18 protein-coding genes are annotated in these 22,045 nt (G+C 59.2%); 5 read left to right on the forward strand and 13 right to left on the reverse strand.

Annotated elements, in window-relative coordinates; translation table 11 throughout:
* Positions 1–2: 2 nt before the first annotated feature.
* Together ACZ5C3_RS19465 and ACZ5C3_RS19470 are read right to left on the reverse strand one after the other, a co-directional pair.
* Positions 3–1,595 (reverse strand): B12-binding domain-containing radical SAM protein, encoded by a 1,593-nt coding sequence (locus ACZ5C3_RS19465; protein ID WP_464032231.1) that lies wholly within the window; start codon positions 1,593–1,595, stop codon positions 3–5.
* Between the two features lie 95 nt (positions 1,596–1,690).
* Complete coding sequence (locus tag ACZ5C3_RS19470) at positions 1,691–3,091, reverse strand: ethanolamine ammonia-lyase subunit EutB (RefSeq protein ID WP_464032232.1); 1,401 nt, start codon at positions 3,089–3,091, stop codon at positions 1,691–1,693.
* Positions 3,092–3,218: 127 nt separating this feature from the next.
* Between ACZ5C3_RS19470 and ACZ5C3_RS19475 the strand changes: the two genes are divergently transcribed.
* On the forward strand, positions 3,219–4,220 hold the full coding sequence (locus ACZ5C3_RS19475) for an NADP-dependent oxidoreductase (RefSeq protein ID WP_464032234.1): 1,002 nt from the start codon (positions 3,219–3,221) through the stop codon (positions 4,218–4,220).
* Positions 4,221–4,356: 136 nt separating this feature from the next.
* Positions 4,357–5,946, forward strand: a complete 1,590-nt coding sequence (locus ACZ5C3_RS19480) for a gamma-glutamyltransferase family protein (protein ID WP_464032235.1) — start codon at positions 4,357–4,359, stop codon at positions 5,944–5,946.
* Here the strand turns inward: ACZ5C3_RS19480 and eda are convergent, their stop codons facing one another.
* The 7 genes from eda to ACZ5C3_RS19515 all read right to left on the reverse strand — a co-directional run bounded on the left by eda (position 5,947) and on the right by ACZ5C3_RS19515 (position 12,977).
* Entirely contained in the window at positions 5,947–6,615 is a 669-nt protein-coding gene (eda, locus tag ACZ5C3_RS19485; RefSeq protein ID WP_464032237.1) for a bifunctional 4-hydroxy-2-oxoglutarate aldolase/2-dehydro-3-deoxy-phosphogluconate aldolase, read from the reverse strand.
* A 3-nt stretch (positions 6,616–6,618) separates the two neighbouring features.
* Positions 6,619–7,542 (reverse strand): sugar kinase, encoded by a 924-nt coding sequence (locus tag ACZ5C3_RS19490; RefSeq protein WP_464032239.1) that lies wholly within the window; start codon positions 7,540–7,542, stop codon positions 6,619–6,621.
* Between the two features lie 17 nt (positions 7,543–7,559).
* Complete coding sequence (denD, locus tag ACZ5C3_RS19495) at positions 7,560–8,543, reverse strand: D-erythronate dehydrogenase (protein WP_464032240.1); 984 nt, start codon at positions 8,541–8,543, stop codon at positions 7,560–7,562.
* A gap of 38 nt (positions 8,544–8,581) precedes the next feature.
* On the reverse strand, positions 8,582–9,487 hold the full coding sequence (locus ACZ5C3_RS19500; RefSeq protein WP_464032242.1) for a carbohydrate ABC transporter permease: 906 nt from the start codon (positions 9,485–9,487) through the stop codon (positions 8,582–8,584).
* Positions 9,480–10,439: a carbohydrate ABC transporter permease gene (locus ACZ5C3_RS19505; RefSeq protein ID WP_464032244.1), complete on the reverse strand. Its 960-nt coding sequence runs from the start codon at positions 10,437–10,439 to the stop codon at positions 9,480–9,482. Before ACZ5C3_RS19505 ends, ACZ5C3_RS19500 begins: the two co-directional genes overlap by 8 nt.
* 66 nt (positions 10,440–10,505) lie before the next feature.
* The gene (locus tag ACZ5C3_RS19510; protein ID WP_464044230.1) at positions 10,506–11,828 is read right to left on the reverse strand and encodes an ABC transporter substrate-binding protein; all 1,323 of its coding nucleotides are present in this window, start codon (positions 11,826–11,828) and stop codon (positions 10,506–10,508) included.
* 81 nt (positions 11,829–11,909) lie between these two features.
* On the reverse strand, positions 11,910–12,977 hold the full coding sequence (locus ACZ5C3_RS19515) for an ABC transporter ATP-binding protein (RefSeq protein ID WP_464032246.1): 1,068 nt from the start codon (positions 12,975–12,977) through the stop codon (positions 11,910–11,912).
* Between the two features lie 280 nt (positions 12,978–13,257).
* Here ACZ5C3_RS19515 and ACZ5C3_RS19520 point away from each other — a divergent pair, with 280 nt between their 5' ends.
* From ACZ5C3_RS19520 to ACZ5C3_RS19530, 3 genes are all read left to right on the forward strand, one after another.
* Positions 13,258–15,087, forward strand: coding sequence for an IlvD/Edd family dehydratase (locus ACZ5C3_RS19520; RefSeq protein ID WP_464032248.1), 1,830 nt, complete (start codon positions 13,258–13,260; stop codon positions 15,085–15,087).
* Positions 15,088–15,111: 24 nt separating this feature from the next.
* The gene (locus tag ACZ5C3_RS19525; protein WP_464032250.1) at positions 15,112–15,846 is read left to right on the forward strand and encodes an SDR family oxidoreductase; all 735 of its coding nucleotides are present in this window, start codon (positions 15,112–15,114) and stop codon (positions 15,844–15,846) included.
* Positions 15,847–15,931: 85 nt separating this feature from the next.
* Positions 15,932–16,678 (forward strand): SDR family NAD(P)-dependent oxidoreductase, encoded by a 747-nt coding sequence (locus tag ACZ5C3_RS19530; RefSeq protein ID WP_464032252.1) that lies wholly within the window; start codon positions 15,932–15,934, stop codon positions 16,676–16,678.
* A gap of 77 nt (positions 16,679–16,755) precedes the next feature.
* Here the strand turns inward: ACZ5C3_RS19530 and ACZ5C3_RS19535 are convergent, their stop codons facing one another.
* The 4 genes from ACZ5C3_RS19535 to ACZ5C3_RS19550 all read right to left on the reverse strand — a co-directional run bounded on the left by ACZ5C3_RS19535 (position 16,756) and on the right by ACZ5C3_RS19550 (position 21,988).
* Positions 16,756–18,459, reverse strand: a complete 1,704-nt coding sequence (locus tag ACZ5C3_RS19535) for an IlvD/Edd family dehydratase (RefSeq protein ID WP_464032254.1) — start codon at positions 18,457–18,459, stop codon at positions 16,756–16,758.
* An 88-nt stretch (positions 18,460–18,547) separates the two neighbouring features.
* The gene (locus tag ACZ5C3_RS19540; protein WP_464032256.1) at positions 18,548–19,510 is read right to left on the reverse strand and encodes a Bug family tripartite tricarboxylate transporter substrate binding protein; all 963 of its coding nucleotides are present in this window, start codon (positions 19,508–19,510) and stop codon (positions 18,548–18,550) included.
* A 41-nt stretch (positions 19,511–19,551) separates the two neighbouring features.
* Positions 19,552–21,075, reverse strand: a complete 1,524-nt coding sequence (locus ACZ5C3_RS19545; protein ID WP_464032258.1) for a UxaA family hydrolase — start codon at positions 21,073–21,075, stop codon at positions 19,552–19,554.
* A gap of 136 nt (positions 21,076–21,211) precedes the next feature.
* Complete coding sequence (locus ACZ5C3_RS19550) at positions 21,212–21,988, reverse strand: HpcH/HpaI aldolase family protein (protein WP_464032259.1); 777 nt, start codon at positions 21,986–21,988, stop codon at positions 21,212–21,214.
* Between the last annotated feature and the right edge of the window lie 57 nt (positions 21,989–22,045).

Here is a 22,045-nt window from a genome sequence, read left to right on the forward strand (position 1 = left end):
CGCTATTCCGCTGCGACAGGGACCTCTTCTTCTCGCAATTTGGTCGAGTAATACGATGCATTCTGCTGTCCGCCTGAAGCGTCACGGGCAAACAGTATCAGGTGGTGTGCGACCAAACCAACACTGATGACACGCTCGATATCGCCGATCTTGAGACGCGGCCAGGCGAACTTCCAGAATTCCCTGCGGTAGTCGCTCATCACGCCCACGCGCCAGAGGATCTTCGCCAGCATGGTCAGGCCGCGTTTGACATTCGGCCATGCGACGCGCTGGGGCGTATTTGGCGGCTGCAGGCGATTAGGATAGGTCTCACGAACGTTATGCTCGAACCGCGCAAACAGCTTTTCGGGTGTATAGGCACGCCCCATGCAGTCACGCCATGTCGACACGACATGGTCGTAAGGCAGGATGAAATCGACGTTGGAGTCGCGATCGGTGTCTTCCAGCAAACGGCCTTCGCGCTTGAGCCGATCCCAAAGAGGTGTGCGCGGCAAGGCCTGCAGCAGATTGATCGTCAGCAATGGAATGTTGGACTGGTCGATAAACTCCAGAATGCCCTCACCTGCGTCGAGCTTGTCTGTATCCAGCCCCAGAATGATACCTGAGACAACTTCCATGCCGTAGCTGTTCAAGGTCTGCACGCCTTCGAAGATCGGCACCATCATGTTGTGCTGCTTCGACATCGCCTTCAGCGCATCAGGATCCGGCGTCTCAATGCCGCAGAACACCGTCGTAAAGTAGGCATCGCGCATCAACGCCAGAATTTCCGGGCGTTTGGCGATGTTGAGCGTCGCCTCACAGGCGAACTGGATGGCAAAACCATTGCGCTTCTGCCATTCGATCAGGTGTGGCAACAGATCATGTGCCGCCTTACGGTTGCCAATGAAGTTGTCATCGACGAAGTAGACTGCGCCCAAAAGGCCGCATTCCAGCATTTTGTCGAGCTCAGCGGTCACCTGCTCCGGCGATTTCAGGCGCGGATTGCGGCCGTAAAGCGCAGGGATATCGCAGAATTCGCATTGATACGGACATCCGCTCGAGAACTGGATGCTGCCGATGAAGTAGCGATTGAGTGGGACGAGCTCATAGGCCGGAATCGGGAATTCCGACATCTCGCGCCGTTCTTTTGTGGTCAGAACGATCTGTTTATCGGGGCGCGATGAATCGCGGCCGATCAGCCGGAACAGTTCTTCGGTCGCATCGCCGAGCTCACCGACATGCAGATAGTCGAAGTTAGGGTAGTATTCAGGTGATGCACTGACCGATGGGCCGCCAAGTGCAACAGCCAGATCATGCTCGTGTGCGCGGCGACAGATGTCATTCATCTGGCGGCGCTGGATATGCATACCGCTGACGAAGACTGCGTCGGCCCACATGAAATCGCTGTCGGTCGCGGCTTCGATATTTTCATCGACAAAACGGACTTCCCAACCGGCGGGAAGTGAGGCCGCAATAAGCAAAAGCCCCTGCGGCGGCATGAAAGCCCGGACACCGTCAGTCAGCGGGTAAGCGTACTCAAATGTTCCGAAAGAGGGCGAATAGCGGGGGAAAACACAAAGAATGCGACGGATCGCGGGATTTACGGTATCTCTCATCAGGCCCCCTGCTCTGAAGATATGCAGTTGCGCATAGAACGAGCCACAAATTCGGTCAGATTAGGGCACGAATGCGACAGCCTGAACTCTGGACATTAATGCGCGGGAAGCAATCCCCGCACCAGCTCGGATGCAAACTCAGGTAGGCGCATTTCGTTACTCTTCAAGCGGAGCCCCTCTCCTGCGAGGCCGACGTGTTGCATCCAGGCATCAAATTCGGGCGCCCGCTTGAGGCCAAACACCTCCCGGACGTAGAGTGCGTCGTGAAAAGACGTCGACTGATAGTTTAGCATGACATCGTCGGCGCCGGGCACCCCCATGATGAAGGACACGCCCGCCGCAGCCAGCAGCGTCAGCAAATTGTCCATGTCGTCCTGATCGGCTTCGGCATGATTGGTGTAGCAAACGTCAACCCCCAGCGGTAGGCCGAGCAGCTTGCCACAGAAGTGGTCCTCCAGGCCCGCGCGGATGATCTCCTTCCCATCATAGAGATATTCAGGACCGATGAAGCCGACCACGCTGTTCACCAGCAGCGGATCGAACGACCGCGCGACCGCGTAGGCTCGTGCCTCGAGCGTTTGCTGGTCGATCCCGTGATGGGCGTTCGCCGACAGCGCCGAGCCCTGTCCAGTCTCGAAATACATTACATTGCTGCCGATCGTTCCCCGGCGCAGCGATAACGCCGCCTGATGCGCTTCTTTAAGGATCGCAAGATCGATCCCAAAACTCCGGTTGGCCGCCTCGGTGCCGGCAATCGACTGGAACACCAGATCGACCGGCAGGCCCTTGCCCATCAGATCGAGCGTTGTTGTAACGTGGGTCAGCACACAGCTTTGCGTGGGGATTTCCAGGCGCGAAATGACGCTGTCGAGCAGGCGCAACAGATCGCCAATGACGGCAGGATCGTCGCTCGCCGGGTTGATGCCGATACAGGCATCACCCGCGCCAAGCAGGAGACCGTCGAGGATTGACGCTGTAATTCCCTTTGCATCATCGAAGGGGTGATTGGGCTGCAGCCGCACGCTCATGCGACCATGCAAGCCGATGGTGTCGCGGAAGCGCGTGATCACTTCACACTTCCGCGCCACCAGAATGAGATCCTGGTTGCGCATAAGCTTTGACACGGCCGCCACCATTTCCGGCGTGAGACCGCGTGCAACTTCCTGCAGGACAGCGAACGTTGCCGCATCGGACAGCAACCAGTCACGGAATGCACCGACTGTCAGGGACGACACCACGTCGAAAGCCGGTTTGTCATGGGTGTCGATGATGAGCCGTGTGACTTCGTCGTCTTCGTAAGGAACAACAGCTTCGAGCAGGAATTGCTGCAGCGGGACATCCGCGAGCGCCATCCGTGCCGCGACCATCTCCTCAGCACTTTCCGCGGCAATACCGGCAAGGCGATCGCCTGAACGCGGTGGCGATGCCTTGGCGAGCAGGTCACCCAGACTTTGAAACACGAACGAGCGTGATCCAATTTGATGACGGTAGATCATTGCCACTCCACTAGCCCGAATAACTTCATTGATAATCTATCGTGCTCTGCAGCAAAACGGGATTTCCAGTTGGGACCAAAACGCTGTTATTGTGAGCAGTGAAACAAAGAACATTCGAGGAAGCGCCATGGCACAAGCCACCAATCGCCAAATTCTGCTGGTCGAAAAACCGACCGGGAAACTCGGCCCGCAGCATTTCAAGATGTCGGAATCCGCCGTGCCGGAACCGAAGGACGGTGAGGTTCTGCTGCGCGTCCTCTACATCTCGCTCGATGCGGCTAACCGCGCGTGGATGCAGGGTGCAACCTATCGCTCGGCGGTGGAAGCCAATTCGGTAATGGCCGGCGGCGGTCTTGCAGAAGTGGTGGCCTCCAAGGCTCCGGGCTTCGCGCCCGGCGATCTCGTTTTTGGCGACACGGGGTGGCAGGATTTCGCCGCCGTCCCGGCAAAGCATCTCGTCAAGGTGCCACGCATGGAGCCGCTGACGCATCTTCTGAGCGTATTCGGTATCGCAGGCCTCACCGCTTATTTTGGATTGCTTAATGTCGGCAAACCAAAATCGGGCGAAACAGTCGTGGTTTCCGCGGCAGCCGGATCTGTCGGCTCCATTGTTGGCCAGATCGCCAAGATCAAGGGATGTCGCGTGATCGGCGTCGCCGGCGGCAAGGACAAATGCGACTGGTTGACGTCTGAACTCGGGTTCGATGCAGCCGTCGACTACAAGAGCGAAGCCATCTTCAAGGCGTTGAAGGCAGCAGCGCCGAACGGCATCGATGTCTATTTCGATAACGTCGGCGGGGACATTCTCGAAGCCTGCCTGCCGCAGATGAATTTGCGTGGCCGCATTGCCTGTTGTGGCGCGATCTCGCAATACGACGGCGCTCCCTCGGCGACCGGGCCGCGTGGCATTCCGGGCTTGATCGTCGTCAAACGGCTGACCATGCAAGGTTTCATCGTCACGGATTACTACGACCAGCGCGATCAGGCGCTGGCCGATTTGCAATCCTGGGTCAAAGCCGGCCAGCTCAAGGTGCAGGAAGACGTTATCAGCGGCCTCGAAAACACGCCGCAGGCACTGATCGGACTTCTCGCAGGAGAAAATCGCGGCAAGCGCATGGTCAAAGTATAGGCACGTCAAAAAACGCCCGGATTTCAAGCCCTTCTGGGCTTTGAACCGGGCGTTTTTGTCTTTTGCTACAGGGCCATTTTGGCCTACACAGACCCCACCTCGCCCCTCCTGACTTTCCACAAGACGGACACGACGCATGCTGAATACGCCCCGCTCCCGCCGCGGTATGGTGACTTCACCCCATCATCTCGCCAGTGAAGCTGGACTGCGCGTATTGCGCGAAGGCGGCAACGCGATCGAGGCAACGCTTGCCATGGCAGCGAGCCTGCCGGTCGTCTATCCGCACATGAACTCGATCGGCGGCGATGGCTTCTGGCTGATTTCAGCGAACGGAAAACCTCCCATCGCGGTGGATGGCTGCGGCGCATCCGCTCAGGCAGCGACGACAGATTTCTATCGCGCCAAAGGCCTCTCCGCTATTCCGTCGCGCGGACCGCTTGCCGCGAACACCGTGGCAGGTACGCTTTCCGGTTGGGCGGAGACCTTCGCGATCAGCCAGGAGTTAGGCGGACGACTTCCCTTCTCGCGTCTTGTAGAAGACGCCGTCTGGTCGGCGGAGAACGGCTTCGTCGTTACCGCTGGACAGCAGGAGTTGACGGAAACCAAATTCGCCGAACTGAAAGATTCCCCGGGCTTCATCGACACCTTCCTGCTCGGCGGAAAATTGCCGAAGGAAGGCGAGCTGATGAAAATCCCAGCGCTCGGCAACGCACTTCGGCGCATCGGCCAGCACGGCCCGATGGATTTCTACACGGGAGAGCTTGCCAAGGAGATTGCGGCGGACCTCAAGCGCTGCGGCTCGCCGGTGACCCTCGACGATCTCAAGGCCCAGAAGGCGCAGCGCCGCGAAGCGCTTCATGTCGCAATCGAAGGCGCAACGCTCTATAACTTCCCCGCACCGACGCAAGGTCTCGCGTCACTGATGATCCTTGCACTGTTCGACCGGCTCGGTGTGAAGGAAGCCGAAAGCTTCGACTATCTGCACAGCATTGTCGAAGCGACCAAGCAGGCATTTCTCGTGCGCGATCGCATCATCGGCGATCCGGCACACATGATAGAAAAGGCCGAGGACTATCTCAAATCCGAGAAGCTCAACGAACTCGCTGCGAAGATCGATCGCAAGCGCGCCCTGCCCTGGCCGGTGCCGGTCAATCCCGGCGACACTGTGTGGCTCGGCGCTATCGACAAGGACGGCATCGCCGTTAGCTTCATCCAGAGCATCTACTTCGAATTCGGTTCCGGCTGCGTGTTGGAGAATTCCGGCATCGTCTGGCAGAACCGCGGTTCGAGCTTCCTGCTTGATGGCAATGGACCGCGCGCGTTACTGCCTGGCAAGAAGCCGTTCCACACGCTCAACCCAGCCATGGCGCTATTCAACGACGGACGCCGCATGGTCTATGGTAACATGGGCGGCGAAGGCCAGCCGCAGAGCCAGTCGGCCGTGTTCAGCCGTTACGCCATGTACGGCGAAGGCCTGCAGGCTGCAGTAACAGCGCCGCGCTGGCTGCTTGGAAAGACCTGGGGCGATGCCACGGTGACCCTCAAGCTCGAAAGCCGCTTCGATCCCAAGGTCGTGCAAGCGATGCGCGACGCGGGTCACGATATCGAGATGCTGCCGGATTTCACATCGACCATGGGCCATGCCGGCGCGGTGGTCATGCACCCGAACGGCGTCTTTGAAGGGGCGACCGACCCGCGCAGCGACGGCGCAGCGATGGGCTTCTAATTAACGCGAACGTCGCCGCAACGTCTTCATCATATCGATGCAGCGTGCGGTGATAACTTCCCAGTTCGCGTATTTGACATCCGTTGATGGACAAAGCCACGATCCGCCGACGGCAACGACATTCGGTTCAGCCAGCCACGCGGCAGCGTTGGCACCGCCGATGCCTCCTGTCGGACAGAAACGCGTGTGAGGAAACGGACCTGCCAGCGCGCGAAGCATGTCGATACCGCCGGACTGCTCCGCCGGAAAGAACTTCAGCACATTGAAGCCGTGTGCTTGCGCCTGCATCAACTCGGATGCTGTTGCGATGCCGGGCAAAAACGGTAGACCGCTTTTGGCGGCCGCATCGAGCAAGGCCGGCGTTGCACCGGGACTGACCCCGAAGCGTGCACCAACCGCCTGCGCGCGTTTGAGGTCGTCCGCCGTTGTAATCGTTCCGATGCCAACAACGGCGTCAGGCACCTCGGCAATGATTGCTTTCGCCGCATCGACTGCTGCATCCGTTCGCAGCGTGATCTCGAGCGTCTTGACGCCACCCAGAACCAAGGCGCTCGCGAGCGGAACAGCATCCTCGACCCGCTCGATGGTCAAAACGGGAATGACCTGTGCCGACTTCAGAAGGCCAATAAGCTCTTCATCGCGTGCCATCGGTGCGGACTGTGCGCTCATTCTTCAGTGTTCCCTTGCCTTCGTGCTCAACGGCGGCATTTCAGAACGCGGGATAATGGCCCCGCGATGCGCCACAACCGCTCCCGCAAGGCGGTGTCCCGCCTCAGCTGCTTCCAGGGGCGACGATCCTCGCAATCGAGCCGCAAGATAGGCGGCAGAAAAACTGTCTCCCGCCGCCGTGGTATCAACAACCCTCGCAACTGGGCCCGCCTTCACGATGTGATCCGTGCCGCTGGACCTGACAACGCAGGCAGGCTCCGGGAGTTTCAAGATCGCTTCGTCCGCTACCAGGAGATCGAGCAGCTCGTGACGGGGCCGCTCGCCATAGAGCGGCACCAGATCCTCAGTCGAGGCCAGCACGACGTCCGAAGTATCGAGCAGGGCTTGATAAGCGCGCCTCGCGTCCTCAAGCACCGGCCAGCCCCGCGCCCGGAAATTGGTATCGAACGCAATACGGCTGCCGCTCTCGCGGGCCTTCTTCAGAGCGGCGACGAGACGACCACGCCCCTCCTCGCTAAAGAGCGAGAGTGTAATTCCCGACAGATAAATCAGCCTGTGCGATTTGAGCGCGTCAAGAAGCGCGCCTGACTCCGGCTGATCGAGCAGCGCGCGGGCGGCGGCGCTATCGCGCCAATAGTAGAACGATCGTTCGCCAACTGCATTGGTGCGGATTGCATAAAGCCCCGGCATCTTGCCGGGGATCCGCAATACGCGGCCGGTGCCGACGCCTTCTCCCTGCCAGGCCGCGACCAGCTCATCGCTGAACGGATCATCCCCCAGCGCGGTAACGTAGTCCACCTGCACACGGAGGCGCGCGAGATAAACTGCCGTGTTGAGCGTGTCCCCACCAAAGCCGCGCGTCAGTTGATTGCCGCCACCTTCGGTAAGCTCGATCATGCATTCGCCGATGCAGGCGACTTCCGTCATCGCTGCACCGGACGTTGTCAGTTAACGAACTTTCCGCCGAGTTCATCCTCGATATGAATGCGGATGATGTCATCAAACGTCTTTTCCGCCGTGGTGAAGCCAAGCTTCAGCGCACGCTCGGTAGAGAAATCGCGCGGCCAGCCGGCGACGATCCCCATAATCGTTTGATCAGGTTCGCGCTTGATACGCGACGTGACGTTTGCACCAGCCACGCGCGTAAGCGCGGCAATCTGCTCGCCAACTGTGGCCGAGAGACCTGGCATGCTGAGTGCACGACGCGGGCCGATGATGTTGGTGTCCATCGTCGCCGCATGGATCAAAAAGCCTACGGCTGAGCGCGGCGACGCATGCCAATGACGCACATCCTCAGAGACCGGAAGGACGGCTTCCTTTCCTGCGAGAGGCTCACGAATGATGTTGGAGAAGAAGCCGGAAGCGGCCTTGTTCGGCAAGCCTGGACGAACGCAGATGGTCGGCAGACGGATAGAAACGCCGTCAAGCAGGCCTTTGCGGGTGTAATCCGAAATCAAAAGCTCGCCGATCGTCTTCTGCGTGCCGTAGCTGGTCAGCGGCGTGTTGAAGAATTCGTCGCCGATCTTCTCAGGGAACGGCGCGCCGAAAACCGCAATCGATGACGTGAACACCACCCGCGGCTTGTAGTTGCCGCCAATCGCACGGATCGCGTCGATCAGATAGCGGGTTCCGTCGAGATTTATGCGATAGCCTTTGTCAAAATCCGCTTCCGCTTCGCCAGACACAATTGCCGCAAGATGAAAGATCACGTCCGGTTTGCCGGCGACCAGCTTCACGACCGCCGACTGCTCGGACACATCGCACGTCACGGTCTCTACCGGGATGGATGTATTCGGCTTGGCCGGTGGCACCACATCCTGCAGCGTCATACGTGTGATGTCGGTCTTGCCAAGACGGCCATCGCTCAACAGCCGGTCGACCAGCTTACGCCCGACCATGCCGGCAGCACCGAGAACAAGAATATGCAAGGCCTCGCCCTTTCTCTGGGTCTTTCTTGAAGTTGAGATTATTCTTTGACGGCGCCGGTCATGGCCGACACGTAGTGCTCGACAAAGAATGCGTAGAGAATGACCAGCGGCAGCGAGCCGACCAGCGCACCCGCCATCAGCGATCCCCACTTGTAGACGTCACCATCGACGAACTCGTTGACGATAGCGACGGGGACCGTCTTGTTTTGTGTCGAGGATAGGAACGTCAACGCGTAGATGAACTCGTTCCAGCACAGCGTGAAGCAGAAGATGAACGCTGAGATCAACCCAGGAATCGCCAGCGGCAGAATGATCTTGACCAGGATCTGCCAGCGGCTCGCGCCGTCGATCAACGCGCATTCCTCAAGCTCGTAAGGAATGGTCTTGAAATATCCCATCAGCAGCCAGGTCGAGAACGGAATAAGCAACGTGGGATAGACCAGGATGAGCGACATCGGTGAATCGAACAATCCATAGGAATGGATCACCGACGCCAGCGGAATAAACAGGATTGACGGAGGAACGAGATAGGCCAGGAAGATCGATGCACTAACGACGTTCGAGCCCTTGAACCGCAGACGAACGATCGCATAGGCGGCCAAAACGCTCGCCACGATCGACAGGAACGTCGCAGCGGTGGCCACGTACATCGTGTTCCATAGCCAGCGGGGATACTGGGTTTCGAACAGAAGCTTCTTGATGTGCTTCAATGTCGGATCGACAACCCAGAACGGGTTGAACGTATCCATGTCGATCAATTGCGCATCCGGCTTAATGGATGTCAGAGCCATCCAATAGAACGGAAATAGCAAGATGACCAGAATGATGAACAGCGGGATGTAGAGCGTAACGATCTTGCTGGGCAAAGATTCCAGATAGCTCATGCCCTCGCTGTTGTCGCTCGCGGCGACGGTCGCTGGCGGATGTGCGGCGTGATCAGTCATTGTCGGATCCTTGCTGCCATTTGCGGCGCTGCATGCCGAACCACGAGATGGTAATCGCGGCAAGAAGGAACGGAATCATGGCGGTGGCAATCGCGGCGCCCTCACCCAGGCGACCGCTGAGAATGCCGCGCTGATAGCTGAGCGTCGCCATCAGATGCGTCGAGTTCGCCGGGCCGCCACGCGTCAACGCCCAGATCAACTGGAAGTCCGTAAACGTGAACAGCACCGAGAACGTCATGACGACGGCAATGATCGGCGTGAGGATCGGATACGTGATGTAGCGGAACCGCTGCCAATTAGTGGCACCGTCAAGCGTCGCGGCTTCGTAAAGCGACGGCGAAACAGTCTGCAGGCCTGCCAGCAAGGTAATGGCGACAAAGGGTACACCGCGCCAGATATTGGCAATGATCACGCAGATGCGCGCCCAAGTCGCATCGCCAAGGAAATTGATGTTGTAATCGATGAGACCCAACCTCCGCAGCGACCATGAAATGATCGAAAACTGCGAATCGTAAATCCACCAGAATGCGATGGCGGAGAGCACCGTCGGCACGATGAACGGAATCAGCACCGCAGCACGAATGATCGCCTTTCCTGGCATATTGCGGTTCAGCAGCAGCGCCAGGTAGAGCCCGATCGCGAATTTGATCGCGCTCGCAACCGCCGTGTAGATCAGCGTGTTGGTCACCGACAGCCAGAAGACGGCGTCGTCCATCAACCATTGGTAGTTTTCGAGGCCGATAAAGCTGCCGCCGCGCCCGATGCGCAGGTCGGTGAAGCTCATCCATATGCCGAGGCCGAGGGGATAGGCCAGGAATAACAACAGGAACGCGCCCGCAGGGAGCATGAACCAGAATGCGATCCAGTTACGGTTCGCGGACAGCCGCTGCCAGAACGACAGCGTACTGACATATGGCTTCGGTGCGGGCATCGACGCCGGTATCGTGCTCATGGGCCGGACCTTCTCAGACTAACAAAAGACGCCGGCGCGAATGGACTCGCGCCGGCGGAATCAAACTTAACGATAGAGCCGCTTGGCCTGCCGTTCAGCAGACGCCATCGCGCCCTTGGCATCTTCACGGCCGGTGCAGTAGTTCGCGAACATATCGACCACGATGAAGTCCGCGATCGCCGCCGCCGCGTTTTCACCCAGCGTGCCGAGGCCCGCCGGAGTGAGCGTGCGCTTGGCCACATCGCGATACACAGTGCGCTTCGGATCGGCGGTCCAGATCGGATTGGCGTCGTAAGCCAGCAGGAAGTGCGAGAGATAGCCCTGCGCAGCCGAGACCCACGGATTGAACTGGTCGGCCTCAAGCATGAATGCCGTCAGTGCCTTACAAGCTTGTGGGTACTTGGTGAAGTTGAAGGTCAGCATCGTGAACGGCAGATGCAATTCGGTCGGCTTGCCCACCGGGCCGATCGGCATATAGGCGTGGTTCATGTCGTCGGCGATGGCTTTGTTTTCCTTCGACGCCGTCACGTAAACCGAGATGCCGTTGACGGTGCAGTGGAGCTGGCCAGACAGGAACGCCTTGTTGTTCGAGGAGTCGTTCCACGACGCGGTGCCTGGAATGAAGGTCTCGTAGAGCGCCTTCACGTATTCCAGCGACTTCATCGTCTCAGGCGAGTTGATGATGACCTTATCGTTCTTGTCGACAAGGTAACCACCGTGCGACCACAGCGCCCAGTGCATCCAGGTGTTGGCATCGCCCGAAGCGTGGCCGATCGCCATGCCCGCAGGGGTGCCGTTCTTGTTCAATCCCTTGCAGAGTTCGAGGAAGCCCGCGTTGTCCTTCGGGAATTCCTTGAAGCCGGCCTTTTCCATCGAGCTGATGCGATAATTCATCAGTGCGCCGGTGCAGGCGATTGGAATGCCGATCCACTTGCCCTTGGACTTGCCGTAGGCGTCGGCCGAAGGCGCCCAGCCGCCGTACTTGCCACCGAGGTAGGTCGCCACGTCGGTGACGTCGGTGCACTTTTCTGGGAACAAGTGCGGCAGTGAATAGAGACCCCACACCATGTCGAGGCCCTGCCCCGTGTTGGCGGCAACCGAAGCCTTCGGCTGGATGTCGTCGTAGGATTCGTTAGAGACGTTGACTTCCACACCCGTCGCCTTGGTGAAAGCCTGGATCATGTTCATGAAAGCCTGATCTTCAGCTTCCACGAAGCGCTTCCAGCGCAGCAGATTGATCTTGGCGCCTGCTTCCGGCTTCCACTGGGCGGTCTGCGCCCAAGCCTTAGCAAAGCCCATCAGTTGGTCGGCCGTCAGGGTTGCCGCACCAGCGAGCACCGAGGCGCCACCTTTCAGCAACGACCGTCGATTTGGCATAAACGTCGTCATAATTGACCTTCTCCCTGTTACACCGGCTCTTAATGATGCGGACCGGCTATTCGTTACGAACGTTATTGTTTTCAAACGTGATCAGTTGATCAGGCGCTTTCCTGTCTCCTTGTCGAAGACGTGTGCCGAACTCGCGACCGGCCTCAGCTTGATCTTGTCGCCCGGCTTGACCGGACGTCGATCGCGGATCACAGCAATCAGATCCTGATCACCGATGCGCGCAACGATCTGTGTCTCCGAGCCGGTCGGCTCGACGACGGCAACCTCTGCCTCAACGCCATCATCGGCGAATTCGAGATGCTCAGGACGGATGCCGTAGGTCACGGGCATTCCATCCAGCCCGGAACGTGATGCCAGCAGCGGCAGACGGCTGCCGTTTGCCGTTTCGACATAAGGTTGATTGCTGTTGACGAGCTTGCCTTCGAGGAAATTCATCGCGGGCGAGCCGATGAATCCGGCAACGAACTTGTTGTCCGGATGATCGTAAAGCTCGAGCGGCGAGCCCATCTGCTCCACGATTCCATCATGCATGACGACGATCTTGTCTGCCATGGTCATCGCTTCGATCTGGTCGTGCGTTACGTAAACCGTAGTGGTCTTGAGCCGCTGATGCAGCTCCTTGATTTCGGTACGCATGGCAACGCGCAGCTTGGCATCCAGGTTCGAGAGCGGTTCGTCGAACAGGAACACTTGTGGATCGCGTACAATTGCGCGGCCCATGGCAACGCGCTGGCGCTGGCCGCCAGACAACTGCCGCGGATAACGATCCAACATTTCCTTCAAACCCAGAATGTCAGCGGCTCGGTTCACGAGCTTGTTAATCTCGTCCTGGTTGGCGTTACGCAACTTGAGCGAAAAGCCCATGTTCTGCCCGACGGTCATGTGCGGATACAGCGCGTAATTCTGGAACACCATGGCGATGTCCCGCTCCTTCGGCTGCACGTCGTTCACGACGCGGTCTCCGATCGAAATCGTTCCTGATGTAATCTTTTCCAGACCCGCCAGCATGCGCAGCAAGGTCGATTTTCCGCAGCCCGAGGGCCCCACGAGAACCACGAACTGACCGTCCTCGATCGGAACTGTCACGCCGTGCAGAACTTCGAATCCGCCAAACGATTTACGCACGTCGTGAATGTGCACGGACGCCATGTAACTCTCTCCTTGTATTCCCCGGCGTCGTCCGGCCCTCAAGCCGTCGCTGCTCTGTCGTATTCTGAAACTTCGGTTTGGAAGTTTATCTTGAAGGTATTGCCAGCGGTTTGACCGTTCTTGCTATTAGACTGATGTCTTATCAGACTTTTTTACTCGTGTCCCTTAAATGGTCAAAGATCGGATGTTTGGCCCGGCAACGTTGCAGAGGTCGGGCCGACATGCAAACATTACTGAAGCCAGTCACACAAACTCGTTGTGTGCAGTGCGGGAGAAAACAGTGACAAAAAACGCCAACGACAACAACGCCAATAATAATAAAGGCAAGAGCCGCAAGCTCCGTTCCCAACTTTGGTTCGACAATCCCCATAATCCGGGCATGACCGCGCTTTATCTTGAGCGCTACCTGAATTACGGCCTGACCCGTCAGGAATTGCAGTCCGGCAAGCCGATTATCGGCATCGCGCAGACCGGCAACGATCTTTCTCCCTGCAACCGCCACCATATCGAGCTCGCTCAGCGCGTGCGCGAGGGCATCCGCGAGGCTGGCGGCATCGCTATGGAATTCCCAACCCATCCGATCCAGGAAACCGGAAAGCGGCCGACCGCGGCGCTTGACCGTAACCTTGCCTATCTCGGCCTTGTGGAAATCCTGTTCGGCTATCCGCTGGACGGCGTGGTGCTGACCACCGGATGCGACAAAACAACTCCGGCCTGTATGATGGCTGCGGCAACGGTCAATATTCCCGCGATCGTGCTTTCCGGCGGACCGATGCTCAACGGCTGGTTTAATGGCGAACGCACCGGCTCCGGTACCGTGGTCTGGAAGTCGCGCGAAGAAATGGCCGCCGGCAAGATCAATTACGATGAATTTATGGACATCGTCGCGTCCTCCGCGCCTTCGGTTGGCCATTGCAACACCATGGGCACCGCCTCGACCATGAATTCCCTGGCAGAGGCGCTCGGCTTCTCATTGCCCGGTTGCGCGGCCATTCCGGCGCCCTATCGCGAGCGCGGGCAGATTGCCTATGAAACCGGCAAACGCGCCGTCGAGATGGTGTGGGAAGATCTCAAGCCGTCGGATTTCCTCACCCGCGAGGCATTCGAAAACTGCATCGTGGTGAATTCGGCGATCGGCGGCTCGACGAACGCACCGATCCACATCAATGCTCTCGCCCGCCATATCGGCGTCGAACTCACCATCGAGGATTGGCAGAAATTCGGCCACGATGTGCCGCTGCTCGTGAACATGCAGCCTGCGGGCTTCTATCTCGGCGAGGAGTATCACAGGGCGGGCGGCGTGCCGGCCGTGGTACGCGAGCTGATGAAGCACAAGCGCATCCATGAAGGTGCGTTGACCGTCAACGGCAAGACCATGGGTGAGAACTGCAAGGCCGCGGTGACGCCGGACAACGACGTGATCCGCACCTACGACAAGCCGTTGGTGAAGGACGCAGGATTCATCGTCCTGAAAGGCAATCTGTTCGATTCCGCCATCATGAAGACCAGCGTGATCTCGAAGGAATTCCGCGACCGCTACTTGTCGAACCCGAAAGATCCTGAAGCCTTCGAAGGACGCGCCATCGTGTTCGAGGGCCCCGAAGACTATCACGATCGCATCGACGATCCGTCACTGAACATCGACGAGCACTGCATGCTGTTCGTGCGCGGTGTCGGCCCGATCGGCTATCCCGGCGGTGCGGAAGTGGTGAATATGCAGCCACCCGCGGCCCTGATCAAAAAGGGCATCACCTCGTTGCCGTGCATCGGCGATGGACGGCAGTCCGGTACCTCGGGCTCGCCATCGATCCTCAATGCTTCTCCAGAGGCGGCTGCCAACGGCGGTCTTGCGATTCTGAGGACCGGTGATCGTGTCCGCATCGACCTGAACAAGGGCGAAGCGAACATTTTGATCTCCGCTGATGAGGTGAAGCAGCGCCATGCGGATCTGATGGCGAAGGGCGGCTTTCCGTTCCCCAGCAACCAAACACCGTGGCAAGAGCTTTATCGCAACACCGTCGGCCAGCAATCCACCGGCGCGTGCCTCGAACTTGCGACGCGCTACCATAACATCGCGGGCACCATCGGCGTTGCACGCGACAACCACTAAGAAACAATTCAAGGCAGGAAACAAATGTCTGATCGATTGAAAGGCAAGCGCGCATTCGTCACGGCGGGTGCTGCGGGGATCGGGCGCGCGTGCGCCCTCGCCTTTGCTAAAGAAGGCGCCACCGTGATCGCGACCGACCTTGACGAAAAGGTCGTCGCAACACTGACCAAGGAAGGTGTCACGGAAACCTTCAAGCTCGATGCGCGTGACACAGCGGCGGTCGATGCCCTAGCCAAGCGTGTCGGCAAGGTTGATATCCTGCTGAACGCGGCGGGCTTCGTGCACAACGGCACGGTGCTGGAGTGCTCTGAAGACGACTGGGACTTCTCGTTCGACCTCAACGTGAAGTCCATGCACCGCACGATCAAAGCGTTTCTGCCCGCCATGCTCGAAGGCGGCGGCGGTTCGATCGTCAACGTCTCCTCGGCTGCGGGCGTGTTCAAGGCCGCACCGAACCGCTACGTCTACAGCGCCACCAAGGCGGCCGTTGCCGCACTCACCCGCGCCGTGGCTGTCGATTTCATCACCAAGGGCATCCGCTGCAACGCGATTTGCCCCGGTACCATCGAAACGCCGTCCATGTTGGGCCGTGCAGCGGCACTCGGCACCGGCGGCCGGGACATGTTCGTCAGCCGCCAGCCCATGGGCCGGCTCGGTACCGCAGAAGAAATTGCTGCGCTTGCCGTCTATCTCGCCAGTGATGAAAGCGCCTTCACGACCGGTGTTGCGCACATCATCGACGGCGGCTGGACGCTCTAGTTTTTGAGTGGACGCGTTTTCTTCACGCGAACCGGAATCCACTTCGCTTGAAAACGCTATGGTAAAACAGATCTGGAGAAACGCCTTGAACAAGATTGATCTGAACGGACGAGTTGCCGTCGTCACCGGCGGCGCGCAGGGTTTTGGCCGCGCCATCACTGAACGCTTTGTCGCCTCGGGTGCAAAAGTCGCCATCTGGGATTTCGACCAACCGCTGGCGGACAAGACTGCAAAGGAAATCGGTCCTGCGGTGATGGCCCTGGAGGTTGACGTCACCAGCGTTGAGGCTGTCGCAGCAGCCACTGCCGTGACGCTGAAGACATTCGGCCGCATCGATATTCTCGTCAACAACGCAGGTATCGCTGGCGTCAACAAGCCCGTCGCGGACCTGTCCTATGATGAGTGGCGTCAGGTGATGAAAATCAACCTCGATGGCCCCTTCATCTGCTGCAAAGCCGTCGTGCCAACGATGACGAAGCAGAACTACGGACGCATCGTGAACATTGCCTCGATCGCAGGTAAGGAAGGCAATCCCAACGCCTCGCACTATTCAGCCTCCAAGGCCGGTGTGATCGCGCTGACAAAGTCGCTCGGCAAGGAGTTGGCCGGCACGGACGTTGCCGTTAATGCAGTTACCCCGGCGGCTGCAAAGACCGCAATCTTCGATCAGATGACGCAGCAGCACATCGACTTCATGCTGTCCAAGATCCCACGCGGGCGCTTCCTCAAGGTCGATGAACTCGCATCACTCGTTACTTGGATGGCGTCGGAAGAATGCCTCTATACCACCGGCGCCGTATTCGACATCTCGGGTGGCCGCGCGACCTACTAAGCTTGGACTTAGAGCACTTGATAAGAAAAATGCCGGGCTTTGGCCCGGCATTTTTTATTCCACAGCTGGCGAAGTGACTACTTCCCTTCGCGCCGCATGAAATCGAAGTCGCAGCCCTCATCGGCCTGCGTGATTGTCTCATTAAAGAGCTGTGCGTAACCGCGCTTCGCCCAATCCGGCGTCTGTGATTTCGGAAGAGCGGCCTGCCGCTTCTTCAGTTCAGCCTCATCAACCAGGAGCTCGATGCTGCGGCCAGCAACATCGAGCTTGATCATGTCGCCGGTTTTCACCAAACCGAGTGGACCGCCTACCGCAGACTCCGGCGTGATGTGCAACACGATAGTGCCGAACGCGGTGCCGCTCATGCGCGCATCGGAAATACGCACCATGTCCTTCACACCCGTGCGCAGGATCTTTTGCGGGATCGGCAGGTAACCTGCCTCCGGCATGCCCGGCGCGCCCTTCGGTCCCGCATTGCGCAGCACCAACACGTCCTCAGCCTTCACATCGAGGTTTGGATCGTCGACGCGCTGCGTCATGTCCTCGACGGATTCGAAGACAACGGCTCGGCCGGTGTGCTGCAACAGATGCGGACTTGCCGCGGACTGCTTGATGACCGCACCACGCGGCGCGAGATTGCCGTGCAGGACGGCCATCGCACCTTCGGACTTGATGGGATTGCCACGCGAACGGATTGCATCCTGTCCCGGCACCTCTTCGGCCTTTGCCACAACATCGCGCAGCGTGCCACCGGCAACCGTCTTGGCATCGAGGTCGATCAGGTCGCCGAGCTCCTTCATCAGCTTCGGAACGCCACCGGCATGGTGGAAGTGTTCCATGTAGTGCTGGCCGGATGGCTTGAGGTCGATCAGCACGGGCACTTCACGGCCGAGCTGGTCGAAAGCATCCAGTTCGATGTTGTGAGGCGTGCGGTTGGCGATCGCGGTCAGATGGATCAGACCATTGGTCGAGCCGCCGATGGCTTGGAGCACCACTTGCGCGTTGCGGAACGCCGATGGCGTCAGCAACTCGCTCGGACGCGGACCACCGGTCACAGCCATCTCAGCGGCGCGCTTGCCGCTGGCCTCAGCCGAACGGATGCGCTCGGCGTGCGGCGCCGGGATGGTCGCGCTCATGGGCAGCGACAGCCCCAACGTTTCGGTGATGCACGCCATGGTGCTCGCGGTGCCCATCACCATGCAGGTGCCGACCGATGGCGCGAGACGGCCGTTGACCGCCTCGATCTCTTCGGCATCGATCTCGCCTGCGCGATATTTGCCCCACATGCGGCGACAATCGGTGCACGCGCCGAGTACTTCGCCCTTGTGATGGCCGACGACCATCGGGCCCACCGGGATTACCACTGTCGGCAGGTCGGCGCTGACAGCGGCCATGATCTGCGCGGGAAGCGTCTTGTCACAGCCGCCGATCACCACCACCGCGTCCATCGGCTGCGCGCGGATCATCTCTTCGGTATCCATTGCCATCAGATTGCGAAGATACATCGACGTCGGGTACGAAAAGCTCTCGGCAATCGAAATGGTCGGGAACACCATCGGCATGGCGCCGGCCAGCATGACGCCGCGCTTCACGGCCTCGATCAACTGCGGAACATTGCCGTGACAGGGATTGTAATCGCTGTAGGTGTTGGTGATGCCGACAATGGGACGCTCCAGCGCGTCGTCGGAATAGCCCATTGCCTTGATGAAGGCTTTACGCAGGAACAGCGAAAACCCGGGATCGCCGTAGCTGGTCAGCCCCTTCTTGAGACCTTTGGTCATTTTGCTTTGTCCGTCAGATTCTTAAGCGAAAATTCGTGCGCGAGCCGCACTTAAAGACCATTTCCCGCCGAAAGGCAAAGCTGGCGCTTTAATCGATCCGGGCACCGGAATCCTTGGCGACCTTCTTCCACTTCACGGTTTCCGCAGCGATGAAACTGGCCACTTCGGCCGACGGTTGGCCGCCAGGTTGCGCGCCCATGTCCCGCAACCGCGCGACGATATTGGGCTCCTTCAGGATATTGCTGATTTGCTTGTAGAGCTTGTCGCGAACCGCAGGCGGCGTCCTCTTGGGCACCATGAAACCAAACCAGGTGGTAACGTCATAACCGTTCAATCTAGCTTCCGCGAGTGTCGGCAAATCGGGGAAGAAAGGCGAGCGTTCGGCGGTGCTGACCGCAAGCGCGCGGACGCTGCCAGCCTGAATGTGAGGCATAGCCGATCCGCTGGTCTCGATCGCCATCTGAATTTGTCCGGCGATCAGATCAGTCATCATCGGCGCACCGCCCTTGTAAGGCACATGCACCATATCGGCACCCAGCATCGCCCGGAACAGCTCGCCCGACATGTGTTCCGTGCTGCCCGGCCCCGCTGAGCCAAAATTGATCTTGCCCGGATTGGCCTTGATATAGGCGATCAGCTCGTCAACCGTTTTCGCAGGTACCGATGGATGGACGATCAGCACGTTGGGCACTTGGGCAGCCAGCGTCACCGGCTCGAAATCTTTCTCGAAATCATACGGCAGCGACTTGTAGAGACCCGGCGCCATCGTGTGGGCCACGGTGGCCAGAAAGATGGTGTAACCATCCGGCGCGGCCTTCGCGGCCATCCCAGCCGCGAGCGTACCGCCCGCCCCGGCGCGGTTCTCCACGATAACGGGCTGACCGAGCTTTTCCGTCAGGGCTTGCGCAATTGGTCGCGCCACCAGATCCGTGGTGCCGCCCGCGGCAAACGGGACAACCAGCGTGATGGGTCGGGCCGGCCAGTCCTGCGCGTACACAGAGTTGGAAAAGAATAAGGCAACAAAAGCGAGCGCACTTCTGAAAAGAGACATGATCACTCCGTTGCGTTGACGGTCGATCGCGTTGCCTTGCGTTACATGGTTGCGCCAAGCACCCATGGCGCGAATTCGGCAGCACCGAAATCAAACGCTTCGCTCTTGGTCTGCTCGCCCGATGCAACGCGCAGCATCAGGTTGAAGATGCGCTCCCCGCATTTCTGCACGGTTTCATCGCCGTCGAGGATCGTGCCGCAGTTCACGTCCATGTCCTCTTCCATGCGCTTGAACATCGGCGTGTTGGTCGCGAGCTTGATGGACGGCGCGGGCTTGCAGCCGAACACGCTGCCACGCCCCGTAGTGAAGCAGACAAGGTTTGCACCACCCGCGACCTGGCCGGTCGCGGCAACCGGATCGAAGCCCGGAGTGTCCATGAAGACAAAGCCCTTCTTCGTGACGGCTTCGGCATAGGCGACTACGTCAACCAGATTGGTGCTGCCGGCCTTCGCCATCGCGCCCAGCGACTTTTCGAGAATGGTGGTGAGACCACCTGCCTTGTTGCCGGGGCTCGGGTTGGAATCCATCTCCGCGCCTTCACGTGCGGTGTACTCCTCCCACCAGCGCATCAGCGCCACGAGCTTCTCGCCGACCTCGCGGCTCACCGCGCGGCGCGTCAGCAAGTGTTCCGCGCCATAGGTTTCTGGTGTTTCCGACAGAATGACCGTGCCGCCATGCCGCACCAGGAGATCGCTCGCCACACCGAGTGCAGGATTTGCCGATACGCCTGAATAGCCGTCCGAACCGCCACACTGCAGGGCAACGGTCAATTCGCTCGCCGGACAGGCTTCGCGCTTCACTTTGTTGGAATCCGCAAGCACTTCGCGCACGAAAGCAACGGCTGCCTCGACCGTCTTGCGTGAACCGCCAACCTCCTGGATGTCCATGGCGCGCAACCGTCCGGCGAGCTTCTGCTCTTCCATGAACCCGCCGATCTGGTTCATCTCGCACCCAAGACCGAGCACGATCACGTGGGAGAAGTTTACGTGCCGCGCATAACCACCGAGCGTGCGCCGGAGCACCGTGAGCGGCTCGAGCTGTGTCATCCCGCAACCGGTCTTGTGCGTGAGCGCGACGACGCCGTCGACATTGGGATAATCCGCCAGCGGATCATGTCCCGTAAATGGATTCTTCTTGAACACATCCGCGACGAGGCCCGCGACGTGGGCGCTGCAGTTCACGCTGGTCAGAATGCCGATGTAATTACGCGTCGCGACGCGTCCATCCGGACGACGTATCCCCTGGAATGTCGCGGGCAAGTCAAAATTTGGCGTCGGCTTGACGTCCACGCCCCATGCGTAGTCCTTCGAGAACTCGCCCATGCCGATGTTCTGCACGTGGACATGCTGCCCCGGCGCGATCGGCTTGGTCGCGAAACCGATAATCTGGCCGTATCGTTTGACCGGCTCACCGACGGCAATCGGCTTAACAGCGACCTTATGACCGGCCGGAATTCGTTCCGTCACAGTGACGCCTTGCGCGACTTCGACGCCGGGCAACAACGCCGCGCGCGCGATCACAACGCTGTCCTCAGAATGCAGCCGAATGACGGGTGCTGGCGCCATGGGAGTCTCCCGTTTGTAACTTTGGTTTTGCCGGATATCCTCTCCGGCCTCTTTAATCTGTATCGTATAGCAGAAAACGTGGATGCCCGGCACGAAGCCGGGCATCTTTCGTCTGGTTCCGCGAAGAAGGCGTGCCTTATGCCTTCCCGCCGGAATTCTTGCGCGTTTCTGCGATATGGCTCTTGGCCGACATCGCCAGCAATCCGCTGTCGTTCAAGATCGTGACCAGCTTGAAACCACGTTGGATAGCAAGGGTCGCGCCGGCCGCGCCACTGCAGTGGATACCCGGGAATATGCCGCGCTTCTCGCAGGCCTTCACGACCTTCTCATAGATCGCAAGCATCTCCGGTTCGGTCCTGTCCAGCGTCGGATGCAGGCCGTAGGAGAAGCCGAGATCCGACGGGCCGATGTAAACGCCCGCGATGCCCGGCACGTCGAGAATGGAGTCCAGATTCTCGACCGCAGTTTTGGTCTCGATCATCGGAATGCACAGCGTCTCATCGTTGGCCGTCTGCTGATAGGTGCCAGCCGAGCCATACATCATAGCGCGGATCGGTCCGTTGCTGCGCGCTCCGCGCGGCGGATACTTGCAGTAAGAGACGAACCGCTCCGCTTCTTCCTTCGTGTTGATCATCGGGCAGATCACGCCATAGGCACCGCCGTCCAGCACCTTGCCGATGATGCCGGGCTCATTCCATGGCACGCGAACCATTGGTGTGACCGGATGGGCCTGCATTGCCTGGAAGCACTGGATCATCGACTGATAGTCCTGCACGCCGTGCTGGATATCGACGGTGACGCTGTCGAATCCACACTGCGCCATCACTTCGGCAGAGAAGCCTGAAGGGATCGCAAGCCACGCGTTCACGACGACTTTGCCGGCCGCCCAGATTTCCTTGACCTTATTTGCCATTCGCTCGTTTCCAGTTTCAGTTCTGATTTTTGTTTCACTCGGGCGAACATCATGCAT

Source organism: Afipia dichlorophenoxyacetatis (assembly GCF_055386385.1).